This is a genomic window from Streptomyces sp. NPDC017991 (genome assembly GCF_044328075.1).
Classification (GTDB): Bacteria; Actinomycetota; Actinomycetes; order Streptomycetales; family Streptomycetaceae; genus Streptomyces.
In genome coordinates this window covers 33,098-52,393 of sequence record NZ_JBIRGP010000027.1, presented here as the reverse complement: position 1 = coordinate 52,393, position 19,296 = coordinate 33,098, and the positions used below count along the sequence as shown (strand labels likewise).

Genomic DNA, 19,296 nt, shown 5'->3' with positions numbered 1-19,296 from the left:
CGCGCGGTCTGCTCCGCAGACACGACGCGACGACGCTACGCGTCGTTACCGTGGCTACGCCACGGAGCATTGCGCTCCGCGCAATGCGGCGGAACTCCGTTCCGCCTCCCGGAATCGCTCCGCGATCCAGGACGGATCCGGCTGACGCCGGATCAGGACCTGGTACGGGCCTGCTCCGCAGTCCTGTACCGGAGCTGACGCACCCTCCGGGCGCGTCAGAAAAGAGGCTGGCTACAGGGGGTCAGTGGCGTCTGGCTCGCCGGTTCGCCCGGTTGCGGATCAGGAGACTGCTAAAGAGCACGCTCAGGAGGGCTTGATAGAAGGCCTGTCCTACGGAGCCTTCAGCTATGCGCCACACCGTCAGACTCAAGCACAGGACCAGCATCGGCCAGTACACCCAGGCCATCCAGCGGGCTCCCGGCTTCGTCCAGGCCGGCGGGTGATGTCTTTCTGATGATCGGGTCACGCGTACACCTCCCGCTTTGCGGGTACCTGCATTCACCGCAGACAGGCCAGAGTTCCCGATCCCGTCGGGTTCGGTCATCACCGGACAAGATCTGGCCACTTTCGAACCAACCGCGTGCGTCACTTTCAACTCCAGCTTGCTTCTGGGATGATGGCTCAGTACTTCCCCCTCACGTAGAGGTCCAGAAGAACACCAATCTGTGGGAGTCAAGGAATTCGTCATTTTGGAGCCTGGATGAATTCTGGGTTCAGAATAGACCACCTCCTCGAATATTGAGAATGCGAGTTCTTGTGACTCAGATGGAATTGCGTCCGCATCAGGCTGAGGCAGTCGATAACGTCGTTCGTATTCTCGGTGTGCCGCCCGGTGGCCGTATGCCTCCTGAGGGTTTGAGGACTCAGGTAATCGCCGCTACCGGCTCCGGAAAAACCCTGATTGGTGCCAAGTCGGCGCACCGGCTTGCGGCCCGGCGTGTGCTGGTGTTGGTGCCGACGCTGGACCTGCTGACACAGATGGCCGGCGCCTGGCGCAGGGCGGGCCGTTCCGGGGCGATGGTCGGGGTCTGCTCACTGCGGGCGGAGGAGAGCCAGGGGCTGCCGTGCACGACCGAGCTGGTCGCCTGGATGGCAGGCTGCAGACGGTCACGGTGCGAGGCGCACCGTACGAGTGGGGATGGTCTGAAGCGGTGGGGCGGCCGTGCACGACCAGGCGCAGCTGCCTGCTGAGCGCCGGCTGTACATGACGGCCACCGCGCGGGTCTGAAAGCTTGCATTTGATCGGCTTTTCGATGTCCCGTGAGCGCCTAGGGGTGGGCGCCGCAGACGCAAAAGTTTCATCGCGTCTCTTACCGTTGGCCGCATGCCTTGATCGATGAGTGCTTCCCGCTGGTGGGCACTACAGAGGGCCCCTCGTGATCAGCCGCCGCGGTCCTGTGCCAGGTCAAATGACCTGGCACAGGTAAACGGGCTACGAGCGATTCCTGCCGCGAGTCGCTCTGACTGTTCTTTGGGGCCGAACTGGACACAGGCAGCTACGACCTCGGCATTAGCGTCACCCCCGCCGAGTTCCATGCCCTTGTGATCACACACAACGCCTTCCACGGCGACTGGAACTACACACTGGCTCCCGTTCCACCGCGAAGTTGGCCAATGGTGTCGTTCATCAGCCAGGTCTGGTACCCACCTTCGTTGCACTCTGTCGCGTAGGGGAGGGGCCCGTAGTCGGCCCGGTAGTCCAGGCAGTTGCGCGTGGCGTTGTTCTGCAGGTGGTAGTAGGCCGGTGCGCCGACCCACGAGCAAGATCAAGTTCTATGGCTGGAGGTTGCGCTGGTACCAAGTGCCTGCCTTGCCGCCGAGATCGGCCGGGGTGGCAGGGCCAACCGAGACGAACCCGGCCTTGGCCAAAACTTTCTGGGACGCGGCGTTGTCGTGGGAGGTGGCCGCCCGCAGTGTGAGCAGGCCGTGCATCGCTGTCGCCATCCGGCACAGCTCCCGGACGGTCGCGGTCGCCACGCCGCGGCTGGCGACCCGCTCCGCGACCCGGTAGCCGAGTCTGGCAGTGCCGTCCTCCAAGTCGTACAGGTTGAACCTGCCGAGCACCGAGCCGTCCTCGGCGACGAGCACGTAGAAGGCGCAGATGCCGGCCTCCTGTTCGGCCAGCGAGGCGTTGTACCGGTCGGTGAACTGGTCGAAGAAGTCGTCGCCGCGGTCGGAGATCGAGGCAGCGAAGTAGGCGCGGTTCGCCAGCTCGAAGGCCAGAACCGCCGGGGCGTGGCCGGCATGCAGCGGCTTCAGCTTAGGCATTGCCCGACCTTACTCAGACGGTCCGTTGCGGCCACCTGGTTTTGCAGACAGCTCCAAGACCAGGGCACATAACGATCTACGACTGGAGTACTAGGTGGTCACATTCGCGGGGAAATAGCCACAACCCCTCTTGAGCAATGGATCGAGCTACTAGGCGCATGCAAGGAAGAAATACTGCAATGGCGAGATGAGATGGGGCGCCGGGGTTTAACGGTTCGACTGGATCCTGAGCTCCTCCTTTGAGCCACCTACTAGCGGTGGCTGAATATGCAAATTCCCTGCGACTTACACCGCCGGAGCAGGTGTTGCGGTCTTCCTGGAAATGCGGGGACATCGTCGCTCCGTGAAAGGTTAGGCGGCGAAGCCGATGTTGGTGGCGTACTCGTACTGCCCCCACTGCGAGCCGAGGTCGACGACCTGGTCCGCCCGCGCCTTGTCCACGTCCTGGTCGTCACCGGCCGCCCACGCGGAGACGGTCCGGTCCCAGTTGTGGACGTTCATGGTGCGGAATTCCATGGCGCGCTGGCGGGGCCGGTCCTTTCACCCCTCAATCCATACGCTGCCGAAGAGATCTCCTGTTCCGTCTCCGTCCCCTCCGAGCCAGCAACCTCCCACCTTGCGGTCCGGACGTTCCTCCTCACGAGGAGGAACGCCCGGTGCCAGCAGTCGCTCCTGCATCAGCAGTGCTATCGGCGCACGTTGACGGTGATCTGCCATCCGGCATTACCAGCCGCGGCAGTGGCTACCGCCACGGCAATGAGCGGTGGGCCTCCAAGAGCCCAAATGGCAGTCGCGGCGGTGATGCCGCCGGCACACAGTCCCATCTGTGCCCAGTGCAGGGCGCGACTGGTGTCGCGGGGTGGTGTCGTTGCGTGTTCGCCGTCGCGGTCTCCTTCTGGGGTACCGTCGGCGGATGTCACGCGGTGGCTGGATGTCATGCGGTGGTCCTTTGCTTTTCGATTGGGCAGGACGGCCGTCCCGGGTGACGCGGCTTGGGGAAGCACGGTTTTGCTTGGCGGCTGCCGTTGCTTCCCTTTGTCGTGTCGGGGCTGGTCATGCGGGTTCAAGGTACAGAGGCGTGCGCCGGGCAAAGGGCGCCCCCGTGGGTGTTATGTCCGAATTTCGGCGACCCGGGGCAACGTCATTCAGAAGTTTCGGTATGGTCGCCGTACCCGCTACGCCTTCTCTGCAGTAGATCCGCAAAACGGCAGGTAGAAGCGTTGCCCTGCATTCCGACGGCACTGCAACAACGGTGGTGGGGATCACATCGCAACGAGTCTGCGATCGGCTCTCAAGCGCCGCTATTGCTGGTTGCTGGCTGGCTCAGTTGGGCGCTGTGGTCTTCCTGATTGCTGCCGTGAGAAGCCAGTAGCCCTTCCTGGACGGGATCACCGTGGAGCTGACCGGCGGCCGCAGGTTGTGGCGTGACGGCTTTGCCCAGTGGTTGCAGCGGGGCAGGCTGGCGCGCCATGCCGGTGAAACGGTTTTTGGCCCCCTGTGCCTTGGGGAGGGCGTAGTCGGAGACGATCAGAACATCCAGGTGGAATGATCGACGGATGTGACGCCGCAGAGCGGTGTGCAACGCCGGGTGCCACGTGTCTGACTGCAGAAGTTCTTCTGTCTTCTTGTTCTTCACGAACACAGGGATGTCCAGGCGGTTCCGCTGCAGCCGGGGCTGGCGCACCGTGGAGTCGCGAAGCGCGCGCAGTTGCGGACGGCTGAGAGTTCCAGATGTGTTCTCCAGGAGGTCAGCCCATGCCTTGTGCACGCGTTTGCTGACTTCAGGACAGTCCACGCACTCTATTCGTTGCAGCACGACGTCGGACAACCTCACCCGACGCGTGGCGGCGCAGCGCAGGCACTCGACAGTCCAGGGCGTGTCAAAGCTGCGGTAGCGCTCCAGAGCGTCGAAACCGGCCTTGCGTAGCAGTCGTGCCGCGGTGTCCTGCAGCACCTCACCTGTTGGGTTGGCTGCGACGACCGCTTCCAGATTTTTCATCTCCCGCACATCGCCCTGGCGCTCGATGTCGGCGCGCTGTTGCGCCCGCACCCATGCCTCGACCCACAGGTCTTGGGAACGGGGGGCCAGTCCGCACCCCACCAGAAATGCTTCTAACGAGGCCATCGAGCCGGGCACTTGGCGCCGTGTGGCAATGCGGTTCGCGCTGCTGCGAGACAGGTCCATGCCCGCAGTCCGGGCTCTTCTCTGCATCGCGCGGTAGGACGGTGCCCCACTTGCCTGCCAGAGTTTCTCTAGTGCGGCACTGAAATCCTGAAAATCCCTGATCAACCGGGGCGAAGGTATCTGTGCGCCGGGCTCGCGGTTTTGCTGGCCTGCGCGGTAGGCGTCGAGCCACATCCGATCGGTCTCGTCGATGTCCATCGCGCAGGCGTGTGCAAAGGCGCGGACCACCTCGCGTTTCGGCACCATCCGGCCCGAAGCCGCTCGCTGTAGCGTGGCAGCGCTGTAGGGCGGCGCCTGTTCTGCGAGCGCGTCATACGTCACGCCAAGGATCTTTCGGGCGTTACGCAACTCCTGGGCCAGTTTGCCCAGCGGACTCACAGGGTCTGGGATCGGCTTTTCCGGTCGTCCCACCGCGTCACACCTCGCTCCACAAGGCGCGTACGACGACTATGCATGACAGTGCTCCTATCCGTCGCTGCCCGCTCCGTGCGTGCAGCCGTACTTGATGCTCCAACCGACAATGAGCCAACGGCAGTTGGCGCTACCGTCAAATCGCACAGCATCTTGCCACCTGCCCGGACCAGCCGTAGAGCCGTACGTGAAAATTCATTGATGTCCCGTCCGAAAAAGCAAGCCAGTCATGGCATGAGACACTTTGAATCAATACTTGACCAGCACTTTCAGGGCTCAGTGAGAACAGATGGATGCCGCCACCGCGCTTTTAATTTCATTTCGTCCCACGGCTGCTTGCACGGTTCCATCAGCACTGGCACTATCAAAATCACTTTCACCGAACACGGTGTTGGCCCTGTCTGCTTGGCTCCAACCGCCGATGACCAGGGAAAACCAGCCGGACGCGTTGGCGCGCTGAACGGCTAGCAAAGGGTCGACCCGACGAATCGGGTCGGCCCTTTCGCATGCCGGATTGCGCTTCTTGACGATCACGGATCAGGCGGTGCTGATTCACGCACGATCTTGATCTTTAACGAACGCCTGCGATCGGGTACGGATCTAGCGAAGCATCCGGAATTTCCCGCTCCGCCAGTCTCGTGCCCGCCCTCACCCCGCAGTCGGTGGCGAAGATCCGCATGTGTCGAACACGACACCCGTCCGTGCCAAGCAAGCCGCATCTCAGACGGTGTGCTTCGCACCGCCGGCAACCCGCCCACGTACGGCGTGCCGGTGTCGCACGTCCTCGGGCGGTGGCCTGTGCACGGTGGCCACCGCCGGAGATTACAGACGGTCTGCGGTCACAGCAGTCGCTCGGCCCAGACGAAGCCGAAGCCAATCAGGCCGGTGCCGAGGCTGTAGCAGGCGCCGCGCAGGATGTGGGTCAGCGCAGTCCTTCGGCGGCGGGCGATCCAGGCCATGGCCGGGGTGCGCGGTTTCGTCTCCGCGGCTGGCGGGTGGCTAGGGTGCATGACAAAGCATGCCTTTCTGGGTGGCGTCGTGGTGGGGAGTCCGCCCGGCCGGGGCCTTGGAACCGGCGGCTGGGGGCAGGACTCCCCCTGCTTTTATGTCTGGGACCGGTCAGCGGCCCGTGCCGAACTCCCGCAGGCTGGCCACCAGCTGCCGGTCAGGCCGGACGACGATGACGGAGCAGCAGGGTGTGCGTGCGGCGAGGCGGTCGATCTCGTTTTCCGGGCGGGGGCGAGGGCGCGGGAGCCGTTGGTGCGTACGTAGCGGGCGAAGAGTTCCAGGCCTTCGAGGAAGGCGGCGTCGGGCGGGGTGGTGTCGGCCATGGAGTGGATGAGCTGGTGGAACCAGTGCCAGGCCCGCCGTGACTCGCCCAAGGCGAGGTGGTGCAGGTGCAGGCAGTAGGCGGCGGCGCGGCTGCCGGCGCCAGCGGCGAGCTGTCACTAGAACTGCGCGGATTCCTGATGTCCGGTCAGGTAAAGCAGGCAGCCGAAGACGAGGGCGCCGTCGACGTCGAGTTCTTCCTCGGTGAGCGCTCCGCGGTCCGGCCCTTCGGCGATCTTCGCGACGTGGGTGGCGGCGTCGGGTTCATTGAGAACCCACCGGCAGACCACGCCCAGGCGCTGGCCGGCCTGTGCCGAGCGGGTGACTTAGGTGGTGGGGGGCGGCGGGAAGCGTCCGCGGCCAGGCGGCGCAGGCCGGCGGCGACGTCGAAGCGCTGCGGAGACCGGGAGGCGGGCGTCGGCCAGGAGAGTGTCGATGGCGGTGGTCATGAGTCTTCTCGCAGGCACCCAGCGTCAACTCGACTGTGCCGAGCGGCTGTTGGGCTTGACCCCTCCCTAAGTGATTTGCCGGGCGAAACACTCACGCCGCCCCACAGAAAATCACCGACTGTCCCCGAACCGCCACCCTGTGCGGCCTTCAACAACCAGCGCTAGTCACCCTCAGTAGTCCCCTGATCAGGCTCAACCCGTCCGAAGGACGCTACGAACAACCCTCCGCATCACCATCGTGTTCTGCGTCACGCCCCCACCTCACCCGGCGCGCCCCAAGCCTCCGCACCTCGCCTCACCACCCCACCGGGCGAAGCGCACTGCCCAACTGCACCAGTGCCGCGGCCGTTCCGGCGCTGTGTTCGTCGCAGTCCCGATCCGGGGTGACCGAACATGAACCGGTCCGAGCCCTACACGCGTACGCATGCACGCGTGTCTTGGGCACCAGGATTCATAACGCACGGCCGACGATGGCACGCACGGAGTGCCAGAGGATGCCTCAATGGAGGCGGACCGTGCGTCACCCGGCGGGTTGGACGCGAAGGACAGCGGCCGCGTCCAGGATGTCGACGACCTTCAGGCTCATGGCGTCGTTGATGATCGCAGCGGCCCTCGCTGCAACTGAATCCGACACCGCCTCCGTCGTCCGATAACACTCCGCCGCCGCCGGAACAGCCCGAGATGCTGTAACCCGACCCCGTCAACCGTGCGGCCATGTCCACTTTCCGCCGGTGACCGCCCTCACCCTGATCGGCCCGAGCCCGTACGCCTCCGGAACTGTCAAGGTGTCCCCCACATGGACCTTGATCTCGCACGTCCCGTCAGCGCACGGCCCAGTGGGCGAGGGCGCCGCAGTGGCCGTTCGTGTGGGATCGGACGCCGACCCGGATGCAGATCTGCTGGGCCGGCTCTCGGCGGGGGACTCATCCGAAGGGTCCGAGGAACACGACGTGAGAACGGCGAACACGACGGCGACAATAGCAACGCCGGCAGATGACGCTCCTCTGCACATCATGCTTTCCATTGAACCCTGCCACCTCCGCCTGGACAGGTACACCTCAAGACGCGCCCAAAGACCTTCGCCGCCACAGTCGGCTCCGGCCGGAGCCGATGTTGACGTCTGGCCCCACTGCGAGCCGAGGTCAACGACCTGGTCCACCCACTCCTCGTCCAGTTCCTGGTCGTCGCCGGCCGCCCACGCGCCGACGATCCGGTCCCAGTGACGGACGTAGTGGCCCGACCTCGGGATGCAGCTCCCTGACAGTGCTACCCGCATCCGGGCGGCACGCGGGGGTGTTCACAGTCGCGTCAGCCTGTCAGCATCTTTTATTGGGGTTTCCAACACTTGGCGGGGGCATTACATGGCGTCGACGCAAAATAACGATCAACGGCTGCTCGACCGGATCCTGGAGGACCAGCACCGGAAGCTGGCACCAGAGAAGAGCAGAGATGACTTTTTTACCTTCTTCTCTGCGGACAAAGCACTGCAGGACTGGGACCTCGACAACGATGAGATCACGGACGGCATCGTCGACGGGGCGCATGACTGCGGGATCGACGGTATATGGACTTTCGTCGATGAACGTTACATCACCGCGGATGCACATCAGTACCTGCCATCGCGGGCAAATAAGATTGAGTTGGTGCTTTTACAGGCTAAAAACTCGTCGGGCTATCAGGAAACGGTCATTGAGAAGCTGCACTTCCATCTTCCCACACTGTTAGACATGAGCCGCAACGAGGAAGAATTATCAGCGCACACAAATGCCAAGCTCCTGGACCGCACACGGAGATTCCTTCACATCCTTGAGGAGCTGGCTTCGTCCTTTCCCCAAGTACGCGTCAAAGTGATTTATGCCAGCAAAGCAGCAGAGACTCCACATCCCAATGTCAAATCAAAAGGTGACAGGCTACGCAGGGAGATCGCAAGGATCACTTCTGACACCAAGGCAGAAATTGAGTACCTCAGCGCAGCAGATCTGCGTGAACGTACCGCTCGCGGTGCCAGAGCGGTCGCACAGCTGGTGTTCACCGAAACCCCTATGAGCACCTCGCTCGGCGAGGGATACGTATGCCTCGCCCGCATAGATGAATATTACCGCTTCATCACCTCAGACAACGAGGCACTACGACTGGAACTGTTCGATTCCAACGTACGTGACTACGCAGGGTCCACAGCGGTAAATACTGCAATCGGCGAAACCCTCAAATCCGGCACAGGAGAAGACTTCTGGTGGTTCAACAACGGCGTCAGCGTCGTAGCAGATGCCGCCCAAATCGCCGGAAAAAGAATCATTGTCAAAGATCCACAGATCGTCAACGGACTGCAGACCAGCCACGAAATCTACAGCTACTTCCAAAATGGCGGTCAACACCGAGACCGCTCACTGCTGGTGAAAATTGTCGTAGCACCAGAATCCGGAACCGCACGCGATCGCATCATTCGTGCCACCAACAGTCAAACTCAGCTGCCCGCTGGCGCACTACGTGCCACCGAATCAATTCAGAAGGACATCGAAGAGAGCCTTACACACGCCGGCGGCTACTATTACGAACGCCGCGCCAACTACTATCGCAATCTTGGGTTCCCCATTGACCGCGTCGTCAGCATGACCCGGTTGGCGCGAGAATTTACTGCCTTCGCTCAACACGAACCGCACACCGCTCTCCGACACTCGGAGGCACTTCTCTTAGATGACCAGCGCTACGCACAGATTTTTTCCCCTCGCCACAACCTCGACCTCTATCGACTCTGTCTCGATGTTCACACTCGGCTGCGCACTTTCCTCACTCAGTACGCCGAAGACCGACCCCTGCTAGGAGAAACACTGGAGAACTGGCTCTACCACCTAGCAGCCATGTCCGCTTACACGCTTACCAGGCTGCGCCAACCCATCATGAAGGACCTCCTCAACATCGACTTCGACCACCTCAGCGACGACCTAATGTTCCGCATGACCGGCACCTTAGAACAGAACTTCAAAAGCGCCTTGCGTCACAATAAAGCTGGCGGCGTCGACCGGATCGCTCGCACCCCAGACTTCACCACCAGGCTCCGTCAAGCCGTTATCTCTCAAAGTCGCTATCGCATTGCCCGATAGTCCTCAGCCCTTACTGCGGCACACGGTCAGCGACTGCCAAAAACAATTACGCGGCTTGGTGACGTACTCGTACCGACCCCACAGGGAGCCGAGGTCGACGACCTGGTCCACCCACGCGTCGTCCAGCTCCTGATCGTCGCCGGCCGCCCACGCAACAACGATGCGGTCCCAGTCTCGGACGTTGAGATGCCAGAACTCAACGGGGCACTGGCGAGGCTGGCTGACCTGGAGATGGTTGAGGGGGTGCACTTCGACGCGAATGCCCCGGCCGTCACGGGGTGAGGCGGGCACGGAGGTAGCGGGCGACGTTGTGGCAGCGAACGGTGCCGTAAGCCTCGTCAACTGCGGTGAGGTTTCTGCTTGAGGAGCCGCGTGCCTGCGCGGCCCGTGGCCGCCCGTCTACGCGCTCTTCCGCGACCGGTCCGTGCCCGTCGTCCCAGTCGGCCTCCTTGATCTCGGTCCAGGTGATCCAGGTGGTGGCGTATGCCTGGTCCGGCCATGAGGCAAGCTGATCGAGTTCGGCCGAACGGTCTCCGATGCATCGTGCGGGAGTCCCCGGTCTGCAGCCAGCGGCCGGGAGTTGGCGTAGTTGCGGACTCCGAAAAGGCAGCCGAACGCGTCGCAGTTCCTGGTGATGTTGAGGAAGAAGAGGTCGATGGCGGCTCGCCAAACCGAGTCCTTCCCCTCCTTGTGAAGGTGCCATGCCCGGCATTCGACATAGCCGCTGATGTCCGTCCCCATGACGGAGATTCTGCAACCGCCGTCAACCGGGTTTGGGGGCAGCCGGCCACCGATGCCGCCACGGACCGTCGCCCCGCCCGGTGCTGGCCACCCCCCTCCGCCGCGCGCGGTTGCGCTGCAGCGTCGCCGTACTCGGCGCTCCCCGCGGCTGCTGCCGTCACGATGGCGGTACGGGCTCCGCGCCGCCGGTGTACGGGGGCGGCCGTGTTCTTCTCGCACGGCAGACTGGGTGACGCCATCCGCGGCAGGGGGACACATGCAAGACGATGGTGCGGTAGTCCGGGAGCTTTCGGGAGACGCCTGGTGGAGCGCCATGCTCAAGCAGTCCGATGACCTGACCAGGGCAGCGCAGGCTCGCGTCCCGCAGGCGGTCACCCGGATGGACGCACTCCTGCAGGCGCGGGCCGTCGGCTTCGCCGCCGTACGAGCCGACGTCCTCTCGCCGTTCATCGCCGCGTCCCGACACGGCCTTGGGGCGGACGAGTCTGCGGGGTTGCGGACGAGTCTGCGGGGTTTTTGACGGCCCTGGATGCCCGGCTCCTGCACATGGACTCCGCGGGGTTCGTCAGGCCGCAATCCTTCCGGCCGGAAAACCCCGGCGGCCGGGACGCCCTGTTCAGCCGCAACGGCTCCGGTATCTCGCTCAACCTGGAGTATCTGATCCAGCTCACCGCCGCAGCCGAGTTCATCTCCATCCACGGCATCGCCGGCCATGATGTCTGCTTCGAGCAGGGCGAGTTCGATGCCGTGGTCGAGACCGATGGCGTACCGGCGACAGCGATGGAGGCCAAGGCCAGGATCCAAGGATCTGACAGCCTGACAGGTCTGCTGGCATCACTCCTGAAAATTGCGTCACTTCTGGCACTGGATGAGTTCTGGGAGTGCGAAAACCCGGGCGCCGCAGTCAGCCTGAACATCAGCGTAAATACGCCACTCTCAGGAAGATCACCACGGGAGCCCCCGTGACCTTGGTGCTGGTCGCCGAAGGCGCGCGCTGGACCTTCGACGCAGGCGCAGCCGACGGCTGCCTGGAGCTGGCGCCCCGGCCATGCTGACCGGCACTGGGCAGACGGTCGGCCCCGGACCCGGTCACCCACGGTGTGCTGCTTCGTTGAGGACCGGCAGGGGGGAGCCCTCATTGTGGCGGGGTGCGCCCCTCCACAATGAGGGCATGGCAGTCAGCCGGCAGTCCTCTTTGTCCGGGGCGGGCCTGGCTCGGGCCTGGCTGAGGATCTTACGCTCTACCGGGAGAAGCTCCGGCGGCGTCTTCCCACCGCCCTGGAGGACCTGCGCGGGCCGGTGACCGGTGTGATCGAGCTGCCGCTGCACGTGACGTGGTCAGATATGACCGTCTACGGCCTCGACGAAGCGCGCCAGCGCACGGGGCTCTTGGGCCGTGCAATGAGCCGACCGTCTCACAACCCGGCTCCTCGAAGACACCAGCCAGTGCGACACCGACTGACCCGGCCGCCGCCACGACCCACCGGCCGAAGCCTCCCTCCTCCTGCTCCTGCCCCCAGGAGCAGACGCGCGGCCGGTACAACTGGTCCACAAGCAGGGCGGCTCCACTAACGCGTCTGCGGCCGTCCTGAATCAATGACCAGCAGCACTGCACAACTCGTCGTCAGATCAGAGAACAAGGAGACCGGGCGTGACGCGCATGGAGCTACGACCGCATCAGGTCGAAGCCGTCGACGCCGTCCTGCGGCACCTGTCAGCACCTCCTGGTGGCCGTATGCCCCCGGAGGGTTTGAGGGCTCAGGTAATCGCCGCCACCGGCTCCGGAAAAACCCTGATCGGCGCGGAGTCGGCGCACCGGCTTGCGGCCCGGCGTGTGCTGGTGTTGGTGCCGACGCTGGATCTGCTGACGCAGATGGCCGGCGCCTGGCGCAGGGCGGGCCGGTCGGGGGCGATGGTCGGGGTCTGCTCACTGCGGGCGGAGGAGAGCCAGGGGCTGCCGTGCACGACCGACCCGGACGAGCCGGTCGCCTCGCCCACATGAAAGCCCACGGCGCCCGCCCACCCGGGCGGGCGGGCGGGCGAACTGATCGTCCAGGGCGAAGACCTCGGAGCCTGGGCGGGGGCGCAGCGGACGGGGTGGGACACGCTGATGCCCGCGCAGCAGTACCTGCTGGAGACCCTCGGCATCGAACCGCCCCCAGAAGGCGAGACGCTCGGGCCTGTGCGGCGATCGCAGGACGAGCGGAGGACTGCCAACCTCGCAGCTGCCCGCCAGTTCCACGCCCGCGAAGGGCATCTGCGACCAGCTCGTAAGCACGTCGAAATGATCGACGTGGACGGTGACGGGAGAGCGAGCCGGAGGCAGTGAAGCTTGGGGCATGGCTCGACAACACCCGCCGCCGGATCGGGAAGCTGAGCGCGGAGCGGCGTGCGCAGTTGGCCAGCCTCGGCCTGGAGTGGGCGGCGCGGTGGTGACGTGGTCGTGGTGATCCGCGAGTCGTTTCACGTATCACCGGCGTCCGCGTGCGTGCGCTTCGCCGGATGGGTGTGAGCTGGGGAAACGCTGCATTCCGCGCCGCAGTTCCAGCGGACGGACAGGAAGGACACCGAGGTCCCCCCTCGGCATGTACGAAAGCCAGGCGCAGCCAGTCGCCGCCTGCTCGTAGGGCTTGGACACACCCACCGACGGCAGCCCGGGTACCTCGGGCCGCCTCGGGCCTCCCCTGCGGCGAGATCTACGCGTGCCCGCTTCTTGCCGGCAGTGACGCAGGTGCGCTGGGATGGTCATCGATCATCGATCCAGGACAGGCCTCCGATGTCGAGGCGGGTGCGGGGGCGGGTGCAGGTGCAGGTGCGGTGGCGGGGGCAGGTGACGGCGACGTAGGCGAGGCGGGCTTCGCCGTCGTCGATCGGGCCGGGCACCGGGCGGCCGGTGTCGTCGAGTTGGTCAGTGTCTCTGGGCGGGGTGAAGTCGTCGGCGATTTTCACCCGCGGCCATGCGCGGCCATGCGCGGCCTTTGGCTTTGTGGGCGGTGGAGACGGTGGCCTCGGCCTGTTGTTCGGGGACGAGTTGGGCGCCGGCGGACAGGATGGCGTCGGTGCCGTGGGTGTCGACGAGGTCGACGAGTGGCTGCAGGTCCCGTCCGGCCGGGTCGTAGGCGGCGTAGGCCTGCAGGTCTCCCCAGGAGGGGAACAGGACCAGTTCGGGGTGGGTGGTGCGGTGGCCTTCTTTCAGGTCGTGGGCGGCCAGGGCCAGGGCGCGCAGGGTGTCTCCTCCGCCGACCAGGGCAACGCGGTGTCCGGCGGTGAGCAGGTTCATGACCTGGGCCATGGCGCCGACGTTGGTGCGGCACAGGACGGCGTCGGGCCGGGTGAGGGGGCCGAGTTCGGTGGGCACGGTGGTGGTGCCGGTGAGGCGGATCGGGGCGTCGGCGATGGCCAGCCACCGGTTGGCCTCGTCGGCGAGGCGGGGGCCGAAGCGGAAGGACTGGGACAGGGCGAGCTGGGTGCCGTCGAAGCCGGTCATGATGTCCTTGGCGCCGCGCCAGTGGTAGACGGCCTGAGCGGAGTCGCCGACCATGACCAGCTGGGCGTGGCCGCGCTGGTCGAGGAAGATCTGTTCCGACGACGGGGTTGGTGTCCTGGGCCTCGTCGAGCAGGAGGAAGTCGGTGTCGATCTTCGGGCTCGTGAGGGCCCAGATTTTCAGTTAGTGGTCGTGGTCGCAGCGGACGACGCCGTCGTCCGGATGCTGGAGGCCGTCCCAGGCTTTGCGGGCGAACGGCACGATGCGGGCGGCGAGTTGGGCGTGCAGGGCGCCGTCTTCTAGGCCGCGCAGGCGCGGGACGTGGCGACGGGTGATGGCCTCGTCTGCTGTGTGGCAGAAACGGGCCACGGTGCGCAGGGCGGCGTTGGAGAGGGCCTTCTGGGACAGGTCACGGTCGCCGATGCGGAGGGCTCTGGTGATACCGAGGGCGTGTCCGGTCTGCCAGGCGGGGCGGCGTGGGGCGCCCAGGCGGCGGGTGTAGCGGTGGCCGACGGCGGCGTAGGCCAGGGCGCGGGCGGTCTTGCAGGTGACGGTGGAGGGGAAGCGGGAGCGGGCGTCCTGGGCGATGGCCCGGTTGCAGGCGAGGCAGCGGCCGCGGCGGGCGGTGGCGTGGGCGAGCTGGGCCAGAGTGGTGGTTTCGCCGGTGCCCGCGCCGGCCTGGAGGGCCAGGTGGTGGCCGGCGCGGAAGACGTCGGCCGCCGCCTGCTGTTCGTCGGTCGGATTCAGCACGGCGCGACTGCGGGAGCGCGGGTGAGCGCGTGCCCGACGGCTGCCAGAAGGTGAGAGACGGCGGCGTGGGCAAACAGGTGCTGGACAGCCTGGTCGAGGCACTCGGCCTCCTCGCTGCCGTGCCGGGCGAGGGCCCGATGGAGGGTCTGCTGCAGGAAAACGGGGAGCGGTTGCCGCCCCCCCCCACCTGATCCGTCCACCTGATCCGTCCACACACCCACCGACCATGCACAACCGATCAGGAAACCCACTCCAGCACAACACCACCCCCGGACCAGGCACAAACTGCCCGACCAGCACAAATAGGCGCCGGGCCTTTAACTCCACCCATACCCAAACAAGCCCGACCCCTCTCCACACAAAACATATAACCCCAGCTCAAACACCCCGCCCCACCCACCAGAACCGCGCACCCAACCTCTCAACACACCAGCAAAACACCAGGTCAACCACCACCCGGTACACCAACAAGCCCTTTTCCCAGCGTCAGCATGAACATCCACGACATCCTGCAGAACCCGGACGAGCACGTCCGCTTCGCGGCCTACCTCGAAAAACTGGGGCACGCTGCCGACGCGAACGACGTCGACCTGCTCAGGCGTGTGCTCACCGATCCAGACCGGACGACGGCCCAGTCCGCTGTGCTGAAGCACCTGGGCCGTCGAGCCGCCGGCCTCTGCCCCGCTCACGCCTACGAAGGGTGGGCGCAGGCGATGACCCGGGCCACGATCGACCACCCCTTCCTGGATCAGCGCCTGCGGGAGTGGTCACTGTTCCGCGCCCCACGCTCACGCTGCGCCGGCAGCCAAGGAACCTGCTCGCGTCATCCAACTGGCTCCAGCTCAAGACCGCCGCCGGGACGAACACCGAGGCCATCGAGATCCTCACCGAAGCCGGCCGCACCAAACGGATCCGCAACACCGCCGGAATCAGCCTCAGCCACCGCAGCGAGACCTGAAGTCAGCCCATCCACACCTCTAGACCGCTGCTTGAGGTCTCGGGTCCCGCACCGCCATTCCGGTTACGTGCCGCGGCGCACACCGGGATCTGTCCGCGCAAGCACGGCCCCTGGGGACGGATCCGCGTCCTGGACAACGATCACGAGACCTCGACGGAAAAACCGCACTGTGGCCACAACAGCCAGGGCCGGGCGATCGCGTGGGCGGGCAGCGCCCCCGACGACGGGTGAGCGCACCAGGTTGTGCCGCCGCCCGCGGACTGCAGTCGGCGGCGGCGTGAGGGCCAGCGAGCAGGACCCCGGGCGGGCTGGGCGGGCTGGGCGGCCCGCAGCTTTCCCTGTCCGGGTCAGCGATATCGCACACCAGGGCCCTCACGCACCTCAGCGCGGCGTTCGTGGGGGTTCACGACGTAGCGGTGCATCGCCTCACGTGCGGCTGCCGGGTACGGCTCCCGGCGGGCCGAGAATGATGTCGCCCAGGTCGGCCGCCACCTCCCCGAACGGCTCCGGTGTGAACGTGAGGCCGGCGTTCACCAGCCGTTCGGGGATGCCCGCTCGCCTGATCAGTTCGGAAAGCCCGGCGGGCGAGGACACCTGCAGCGCACGACAGCCGGTCGGCCCCATCTGCAGGGCGTGGGGTGTCCCCATCGCGATGGCATAGAAGTCACCGGAACGCAGGGTCAGCACCTCGTCGCCGGCCCACACGTGCAGCGAACCCTCCACCACCCAGAACCTTTCCTCGTAACGGGTGTGCATGTGCAGCGGAGTCCGGTGCCCGGCACCCTGATAGGTATCGGTGAAGTCGTGCCGCCCCTCCGTCTCGTCACTGAAGGCCAAAATGGTCGTGAACGTCGACTCCCCCAGCCGGAAAGCACGATCACGGTCCTTGTGCACCACGGAGCTCATCAACACACCCAATCGATCTTTGACTTTAACGTTGAAGTCAAGCTACCCCCGGATGACATCAACGTTCAAGTCATGGGCTAACTTGGCGACATGGCCGACACCGATGAACCGGACTGGCTCTCAAAGGACGAGCTGTGGGCGTGGCAGGCACTCGCCACCGTGCTCATGCGACTCCCGGGCATCCTCGACACGCAGTTGCAGCGCGACGCCGGCATCAACTTCTTCGAATACCTGGTGCTGTCCGGCCTGTCCATGGCACCCGACAGAACCATGCGCATGAGCGAACTTGCCGACGCCGCGCAGGGTTCGCTGTCTCGGCTCTCACAGGGAGTAGCCCGGCTGGAGAAGCGCGGATGGGTGCGCCGCTGCCCCGACCCGGCCGACGGCCGCTACACCCTCGCCACCCTCACCAATGACGGCCTGGCCATGGTCACCGCAACCGCGCCCGGCCACGCACAGGCCGTGCGCCGCCATGTGATCAGCCCTCTCACCAAGACCCAGCAAAGGCAACTGCAGGCGATCAGCAACCGTATCGTCGACACCTTCGACTACTGACCTTGCCGGATTGGCTACGGGGGCTGAAGGTCGCCCGGTTTCGGCGAGGCAGCCGTCGACGAGTTCCGGGCAGCGCTGCACGCAGACGAGGCCCCGACGCAGAGTGCGGGCGAAGCCCCGACACAGGGTGCGGGCGAGATGGCCGGAGACGGTAAAGGCAGCGCCGGCCACCCGCCCTCCCCGTGACAGGAACCAGACCCACCCCTCCACCGGATCCAAGCCCGAGTCCGGCCGGCAGGAGGAAAGATGAGCGGTCATGAGCCAACCGTGGCCCACGGCGCAGTCACACAGTCCCACGATGCGACGGGGGCTGAGGCTGTCCCGGACAACAGTGATCAGGACGCCGAACTGGTGGTGCACGCAGACCACGACGCCGCGGCAGCCCTGCCGGCAGAAGCCGGCCCGGGACGGCACAGGCAAGCACGGCGAACCTGCCGTCACCGGATTCAGCAACAGCAGCCCACGCCACCGCGACCGCGATCCCGGGGTAGCCGCGCACAATCGCCATGCAGCAGATCCTTCGCACCATCGTGGGGCGCGGCTACGACGCCGGATTCGTGCCCGGCGCGGCGAGCCGGTGCGCCCGGCGACGCGGCCGCGGGCGGGCGGACCGATCACGTGCGTCACCTGCCGCACCCGTCCGGTGCACCGGCCGTGGCAACGACCGGTTCCGGCACCAGCTCCACGTGCCGCCGCTCGTCGCGGGCCGGAAGCAGGGTCCGTACGAATCAGCTGCCGGACGCGCGAGGCGACCAGTTCCGCTTCCGTCCGGCCGTGCGCAGATCTGCGCCGGGCCCGTCGCGTATCAGCCGCGCCGGGCGTCGGAGAGTGTCAGTTCGCCGTCCGGCCGGGACGGTTCCGATGAACGGAGCCTGCGCGTCGACCCGAGGGGCGGGATCAGCCGGTGATGGAGGCCCGGAAGTGGTACCTGTCGCCGCGGAAGACCGCGGCGGTGAGCTCCAGAGGCTGGGCGTCCTGGTTGAACGCGAGCTGGGTGGCGACCAGGACGGGGGTCGCGTCGGTGATCTCCAGGAGGCCGCGCTCCTCCTCGGTCGGGTGCCGGGCCTCCACGGAGTAGTCGGCGACCTTGGGCAGCTGGGGCGGGTCCGCGCGGCGGAGGGTCGCGAACAGGGTGTCCCTGGTGAAGTCGGCCTCCGCCAGCCGCGGACACAGCCCGAGGGGCAGCCGGTTGTGCTCCAGGACGACGACGAGGCCGTCGAGGAAACGCAGCCTGCGCATCTCGAACAGCGCTCCCCCAGGGCCTACCCGCAGCTGTTCGGACTCCTGGACCGTCGCCGCCCGGACCCTGGATTCCAGCACCTCGTCCCGGAGCCGGAACCCGTGCTGTGCGGCGTAGTCGGCGAAACCCTGCACAGCCTGCCCGCCCCGGGGATCAGGCGACTGCGGGTGACGGGGGACCGCACGCTCGTAGCCCTGGGCGAGGAACCATCCGCGGGCCGGCGAGGACTCGATGACGCCGCGTTCGGCCAGCTCGTTCAGCGCGCTGCGCAGTGTGACGCGTGAGACGCCGTACCGGGCGGCCAGCGAACGCTCGGACGGCAGACGGTCCCCGGGACGCGCGTGATCGGCGGCGATGGCGCTCAGCAGGCGTCCGGCGACCCGGGAGTACAGAGGCAGGGAGTCGGGATCCAGCAGGCCCTGCGGGAGAGTGACATCAGATGGCATACCAGATGTATACCAGTTTTGAGCGGACCAGATTAATACCAGATGGAGGCCATTGACGGCCGAAGTGCGTACCAATAGCATCCGGGCGTATCCGAGGCCACGCGCCCCGCTGCCGGATTGCGACCTCGGGCGAGCCCTGGAGCACAACATGCGGAAGCCCCCGGACGCAGTGATGACAGGCCAGAAGGCGGGTGAGCCGCGCGGCATCACCTCCGCGGACCCGGCGCATCCACTGGACATCGAGGCGGCCTCACACCTGACGCCCGCCCCGCAGGACACCCCGCTCTCACCCCTGAGCGCCCACCTACCCGGCCACTACCGGCGGGCCCGGTCCGGCGCGCTCTCCGCAGCACCCCGGGACCCGGTCCTCGACCGGATCAGAGACATCCCGCGCGACCACGACCGCGCATGCCGTGCCTGCCGTGCCTGCCGTGCCCAGGACAAGGAGTACGTGTGACCACCCCCACCCACA

17 protein-coding genes and 5 pseudogenes are annotated in these 19,296 nt (G+C 66.0%); 10 read left to right on the top strand and 12 right to left on the bottom strand.

What is annotated here, in order from left to right; translation table 11 throughout:
* Positions 1–744: 744 nt before the first annotated feature.
* A pseudogene (locus ACH4DZ_RS43270) lies at positions 745–1,225 on the top strand (DEAD/DEAH box helicase family protein); the annotation flags it as partial.
* 548 nt (positions 1,226–1,773) lie between these two features.
* Here the strand turns inward: ACH4DZ_RS43270 and ACH4DZ_RS43265 are convergent.
* From ACH4DZ_RS43265 to ACH4DZ_RS43230, 8 genes and pseudogenes are all read right to left on the bottom strand, one after another.
* Entirely contained in the window at positions 1,774–2,268 is a 495-nt protein-coding gene (locus ACH4DZ_RS43265) for a GNAT family N-acetyltransferase (RefSeq protein WP_398295108.1), read from the bottom strand.
* Positions 2,269–2,619: 351 nt separating this feature from the next.
* Positions 2,620–2,802, bottom strand: a pseudogene (locus tag ACH4DZ_RS43260) (transcriptional regulator); the annotation flags it as partial.
* A 757-nt stretch (positions 2,803–3,559) separates the two neighbouring features.
* Positions 3,560–4,864 (bottom strand): helix-turn-helix domain-containing protein, encoded by a 1,305-nt coding sequence (locus ACH4DZ_RS43255; protein ID WP_398295106.1) that lies wholly within the window; start codon positions 4,862–4,864, stop codon positions 3,560–3,562.
* Between the two features lie 276 nt (positions 4,865–5,140).
* Positions 5,141–5,398, bottom strand: coding sequence for a hypothetical protein (locus ACH4DZ_RS43250; RefSeq protein ID WP_398295104.1), 258 nt, complete (start codon positions 5,396–5,398; stop codon positions 5,141–5,143).
* 305 nt (positions 5,399–5,703) lie between these two features.
* A complete protein-coding gene (locus ACH4DZ_RS43245) occupies positions 5,704–5,874 on the bottom strand; it encodes a hypothetical protein (RefSeq protein WP_398295103.1) in 171 nt (56 codons plus the stop codon).
* A gap of 93 nt (positions 5,875–5,967) precedes the next feature.
* Entirely contained in the window at positions 5,968–6,246 is a 279-nt protein-coding gene (locus ACH4DZ_RS43240) for a hypothetical protein (protein ID WP_398295101.1), read from the bottom strand.
* 66 nt (positions 6,247–6,312) lie between these two features.
* Entirely contained in the window at positions 6,313–6,483 is a 171-nt protein-coding gene (locus ACH4DZ_RS43235) for a hypothetical protein (RefSeq protein WP_398295099.1), read from the bottom strand.
* A 1,279-nt stretch (positions 6,484–7,762) separates the two neighbouring features.
* Positions 7,763–7,870, bottom strand: a pseudogene (locus ACH4DZ_RS43230) (transcriptional regulator); the annotation flags it as partial.
* A gap of 133 nt (positions 7,871–8,003) precedes the next feature.
* On the opposite strand from ACH4DZ_RS43230, the gene ACH4DZ_RS43225 reads away from it, so the two are divergent.
* Positions 8,004–9,743: an AIPR family protein gene (locus ACH4DZ_RS43225; protein ID WP_398295097.1), complete on the top strand. Its 1,740-nt coding sequence runs from the start codon at positions 8,004–8,006 to the stop codon at positions 9,741–9,743.
* 3 nt (positions 9,744–9,746) lie between these two features.
* Here ACH4DZ_RS43225 and ACH4DZ_RS43220 read toward each other — a convergent pair whose 3' ends face one another.
* Entirely contained in the window at positions 9,747–10,034 is a 288-nt protein-coding gene (locus ACH4DZ_RS43220) for a hypothetical protein (protein WP_398295095.1), read from the bottom strand.
* Between the two features lie 706 nt (positions 10,035–10,740).
* On the opposite strand from ACH4DZ_RS43220, the gene ACH4DZ_RS43215 reads away from it, so the two are divergent.
* From ACH4DZ_RS43215 to ACH4DZ_RS43200, 4 genes and pseudogenes are all read left to right on the top strand, one after another.
* A complete protein-coding gene (locus ACH4DZ_RS43215) occupies positions 10,741–11,004 on the top strand; it encodes a hypothetical protein (RefSeq protein ID WP_398295093.1) in 264 nt (87 codons plus the stop codon).
* Positions 11,005–11,030: 26 nt separating this feature from the next.
* Positions 11,031–11,450 carry a hypothetical protein gene (locus ACH4DZ_RS43210; RefSeq protein WP_398295091.1) on the top strand — a complete coding sequence of 140 codons (420 nt, stop codon included), beginning with the start codon at positions 11,031–11,033 and terminating at the stop codon, positions 11,448–11,450.
* Positions 11,451–12,144: 694 nt separating this feature from the next.
* Positions 12,145–12,486 carry a DEAD/DEAH box helicase family protein gene (locus ACH4DZ_RS43205; RefSeq protein ID WP_398295112.1) on the top strand — a complete coding sequence of 114 codons (342 nt, stop codon included), beginning with the start codon at positions 12,145–12,147 and terminating at the stop codon, positions 12,484–12,486.
* A 320-nt stretch (positions 12,487–12,806) separates the two neighbouring features.
* Positions 12,807–12,920 (top strand): annotated as a pseudogene (locus ACH4DZ_RS43200) (hypothetical protein); the annotation flags it as partial.
* A 309-nt stretch (positions 12,921–13,229) separates the two neighbouring features.
* On the opposite strand, the pseudogene ACH4DZ_RS43195 reads toward ACH4DZ_RS43200, so the two are convergent.
* Positions 13,230–14,716 (bottom strand): annotated as a pseudogene (locus ACH4DZ_RS43195) (UvrD-helicase domain-containing protein).
* 68 nt (positions 14,717–14,784) lie between these two features.
* On the opposite strand from ACH4DZ_RS43195, the gene ACH4DZ_RS43190 reads away from it, so the two are divergent.
* Both ACH4DZ_RS43190 and ACH4DZ_RS43185 read left to right on the top strand, forming a co-directional pair.
* Entirely contained in the window at positions 14,785–14,910 is a 126-nt protein-coding gene (locus ACH4DZ_RS43190) for a hypothetical protein (RefSeq protein ID WP_398295089.1), read from the top strand.
* Between the two features lie 572 nt (positions 14,911–15,482).
* Positions 15,483–15,677, top strand: coding sequence for a hypothetical protein (locus ACH4DZ_RS43185; protein WP_398295087.1), 195 nt, complete (start codon positions 15,483–15,485; stop codon positions 15,675–15,677).
* Positions 15,678–16,103: 426 nt separating this feature from the next.
* Here ACH4DZ_RS43185 and ACH4DZ_RS43180 read toward each other — a convergent pair whose 3' ends face one another.
* Complete coding sequence (locus ACH4DZ_RS43180; RefSeq protein ID WP_398295085.1) at positions 16,104–16,583, bottom strand: cupin domain-containing protein; 480 nt, start codon at positions 16,581–16,583, stop codon at positions 16,104–16,106.
* A gap of 90 nt (positions 16,584–16,673) precedes the next feature.
* Between ACH4DZ_RS43180 and ACH4DZ_RS43175 the strand changes: the two genes are divergently transcribed.
* Positions 16,674–17,138, top strand: coding sequence for a MarR family winged helix-turn-helix transcriptional regulator (locus ACH4DZ_RS43175; RefSeq protein WP_398295083.1), 465 nt, complete (start codon positions 16,674–16,676; stop codon positions 17,136–17,138).
* An 897-nt stretch (positions 17,139–18,035) separates the two neighbouring features.
* On the opposite strand, the gene ACH4DZ_RS43170 is transcribed toward ACH4DZ_RS43175, so the two are convergent.
* Complete coding sequence (locus ACH4DZ_RS43170) at positions 18,036–18,824, bottom strand: GntR family transcriptional regulator (protein WP_398295081.1); 789 nt, start codon at positions 18,822–18,824, stop codon at positions 18,036–18,038.
* 148 nt (positions 18,825–18,972) lie between these two features.
* On the opposite strand from ACH4DZ_RS43170, the gene ACH4DZ_RS43165 reads away from it, so the two are divergent.
* Positions 18,973–19,281, top strand: a complete 309-nt coding sequence (locus tag ACH4DZ_RS43165) for a hypothetical protein (protein WP_398295114.1) — start codon at positions 18,973–18,975, stop codon at positions 19,279–19,281.
* The last annotated feature ends 15 nt before the right edge of the window (positions 19,282–19,296 follow it).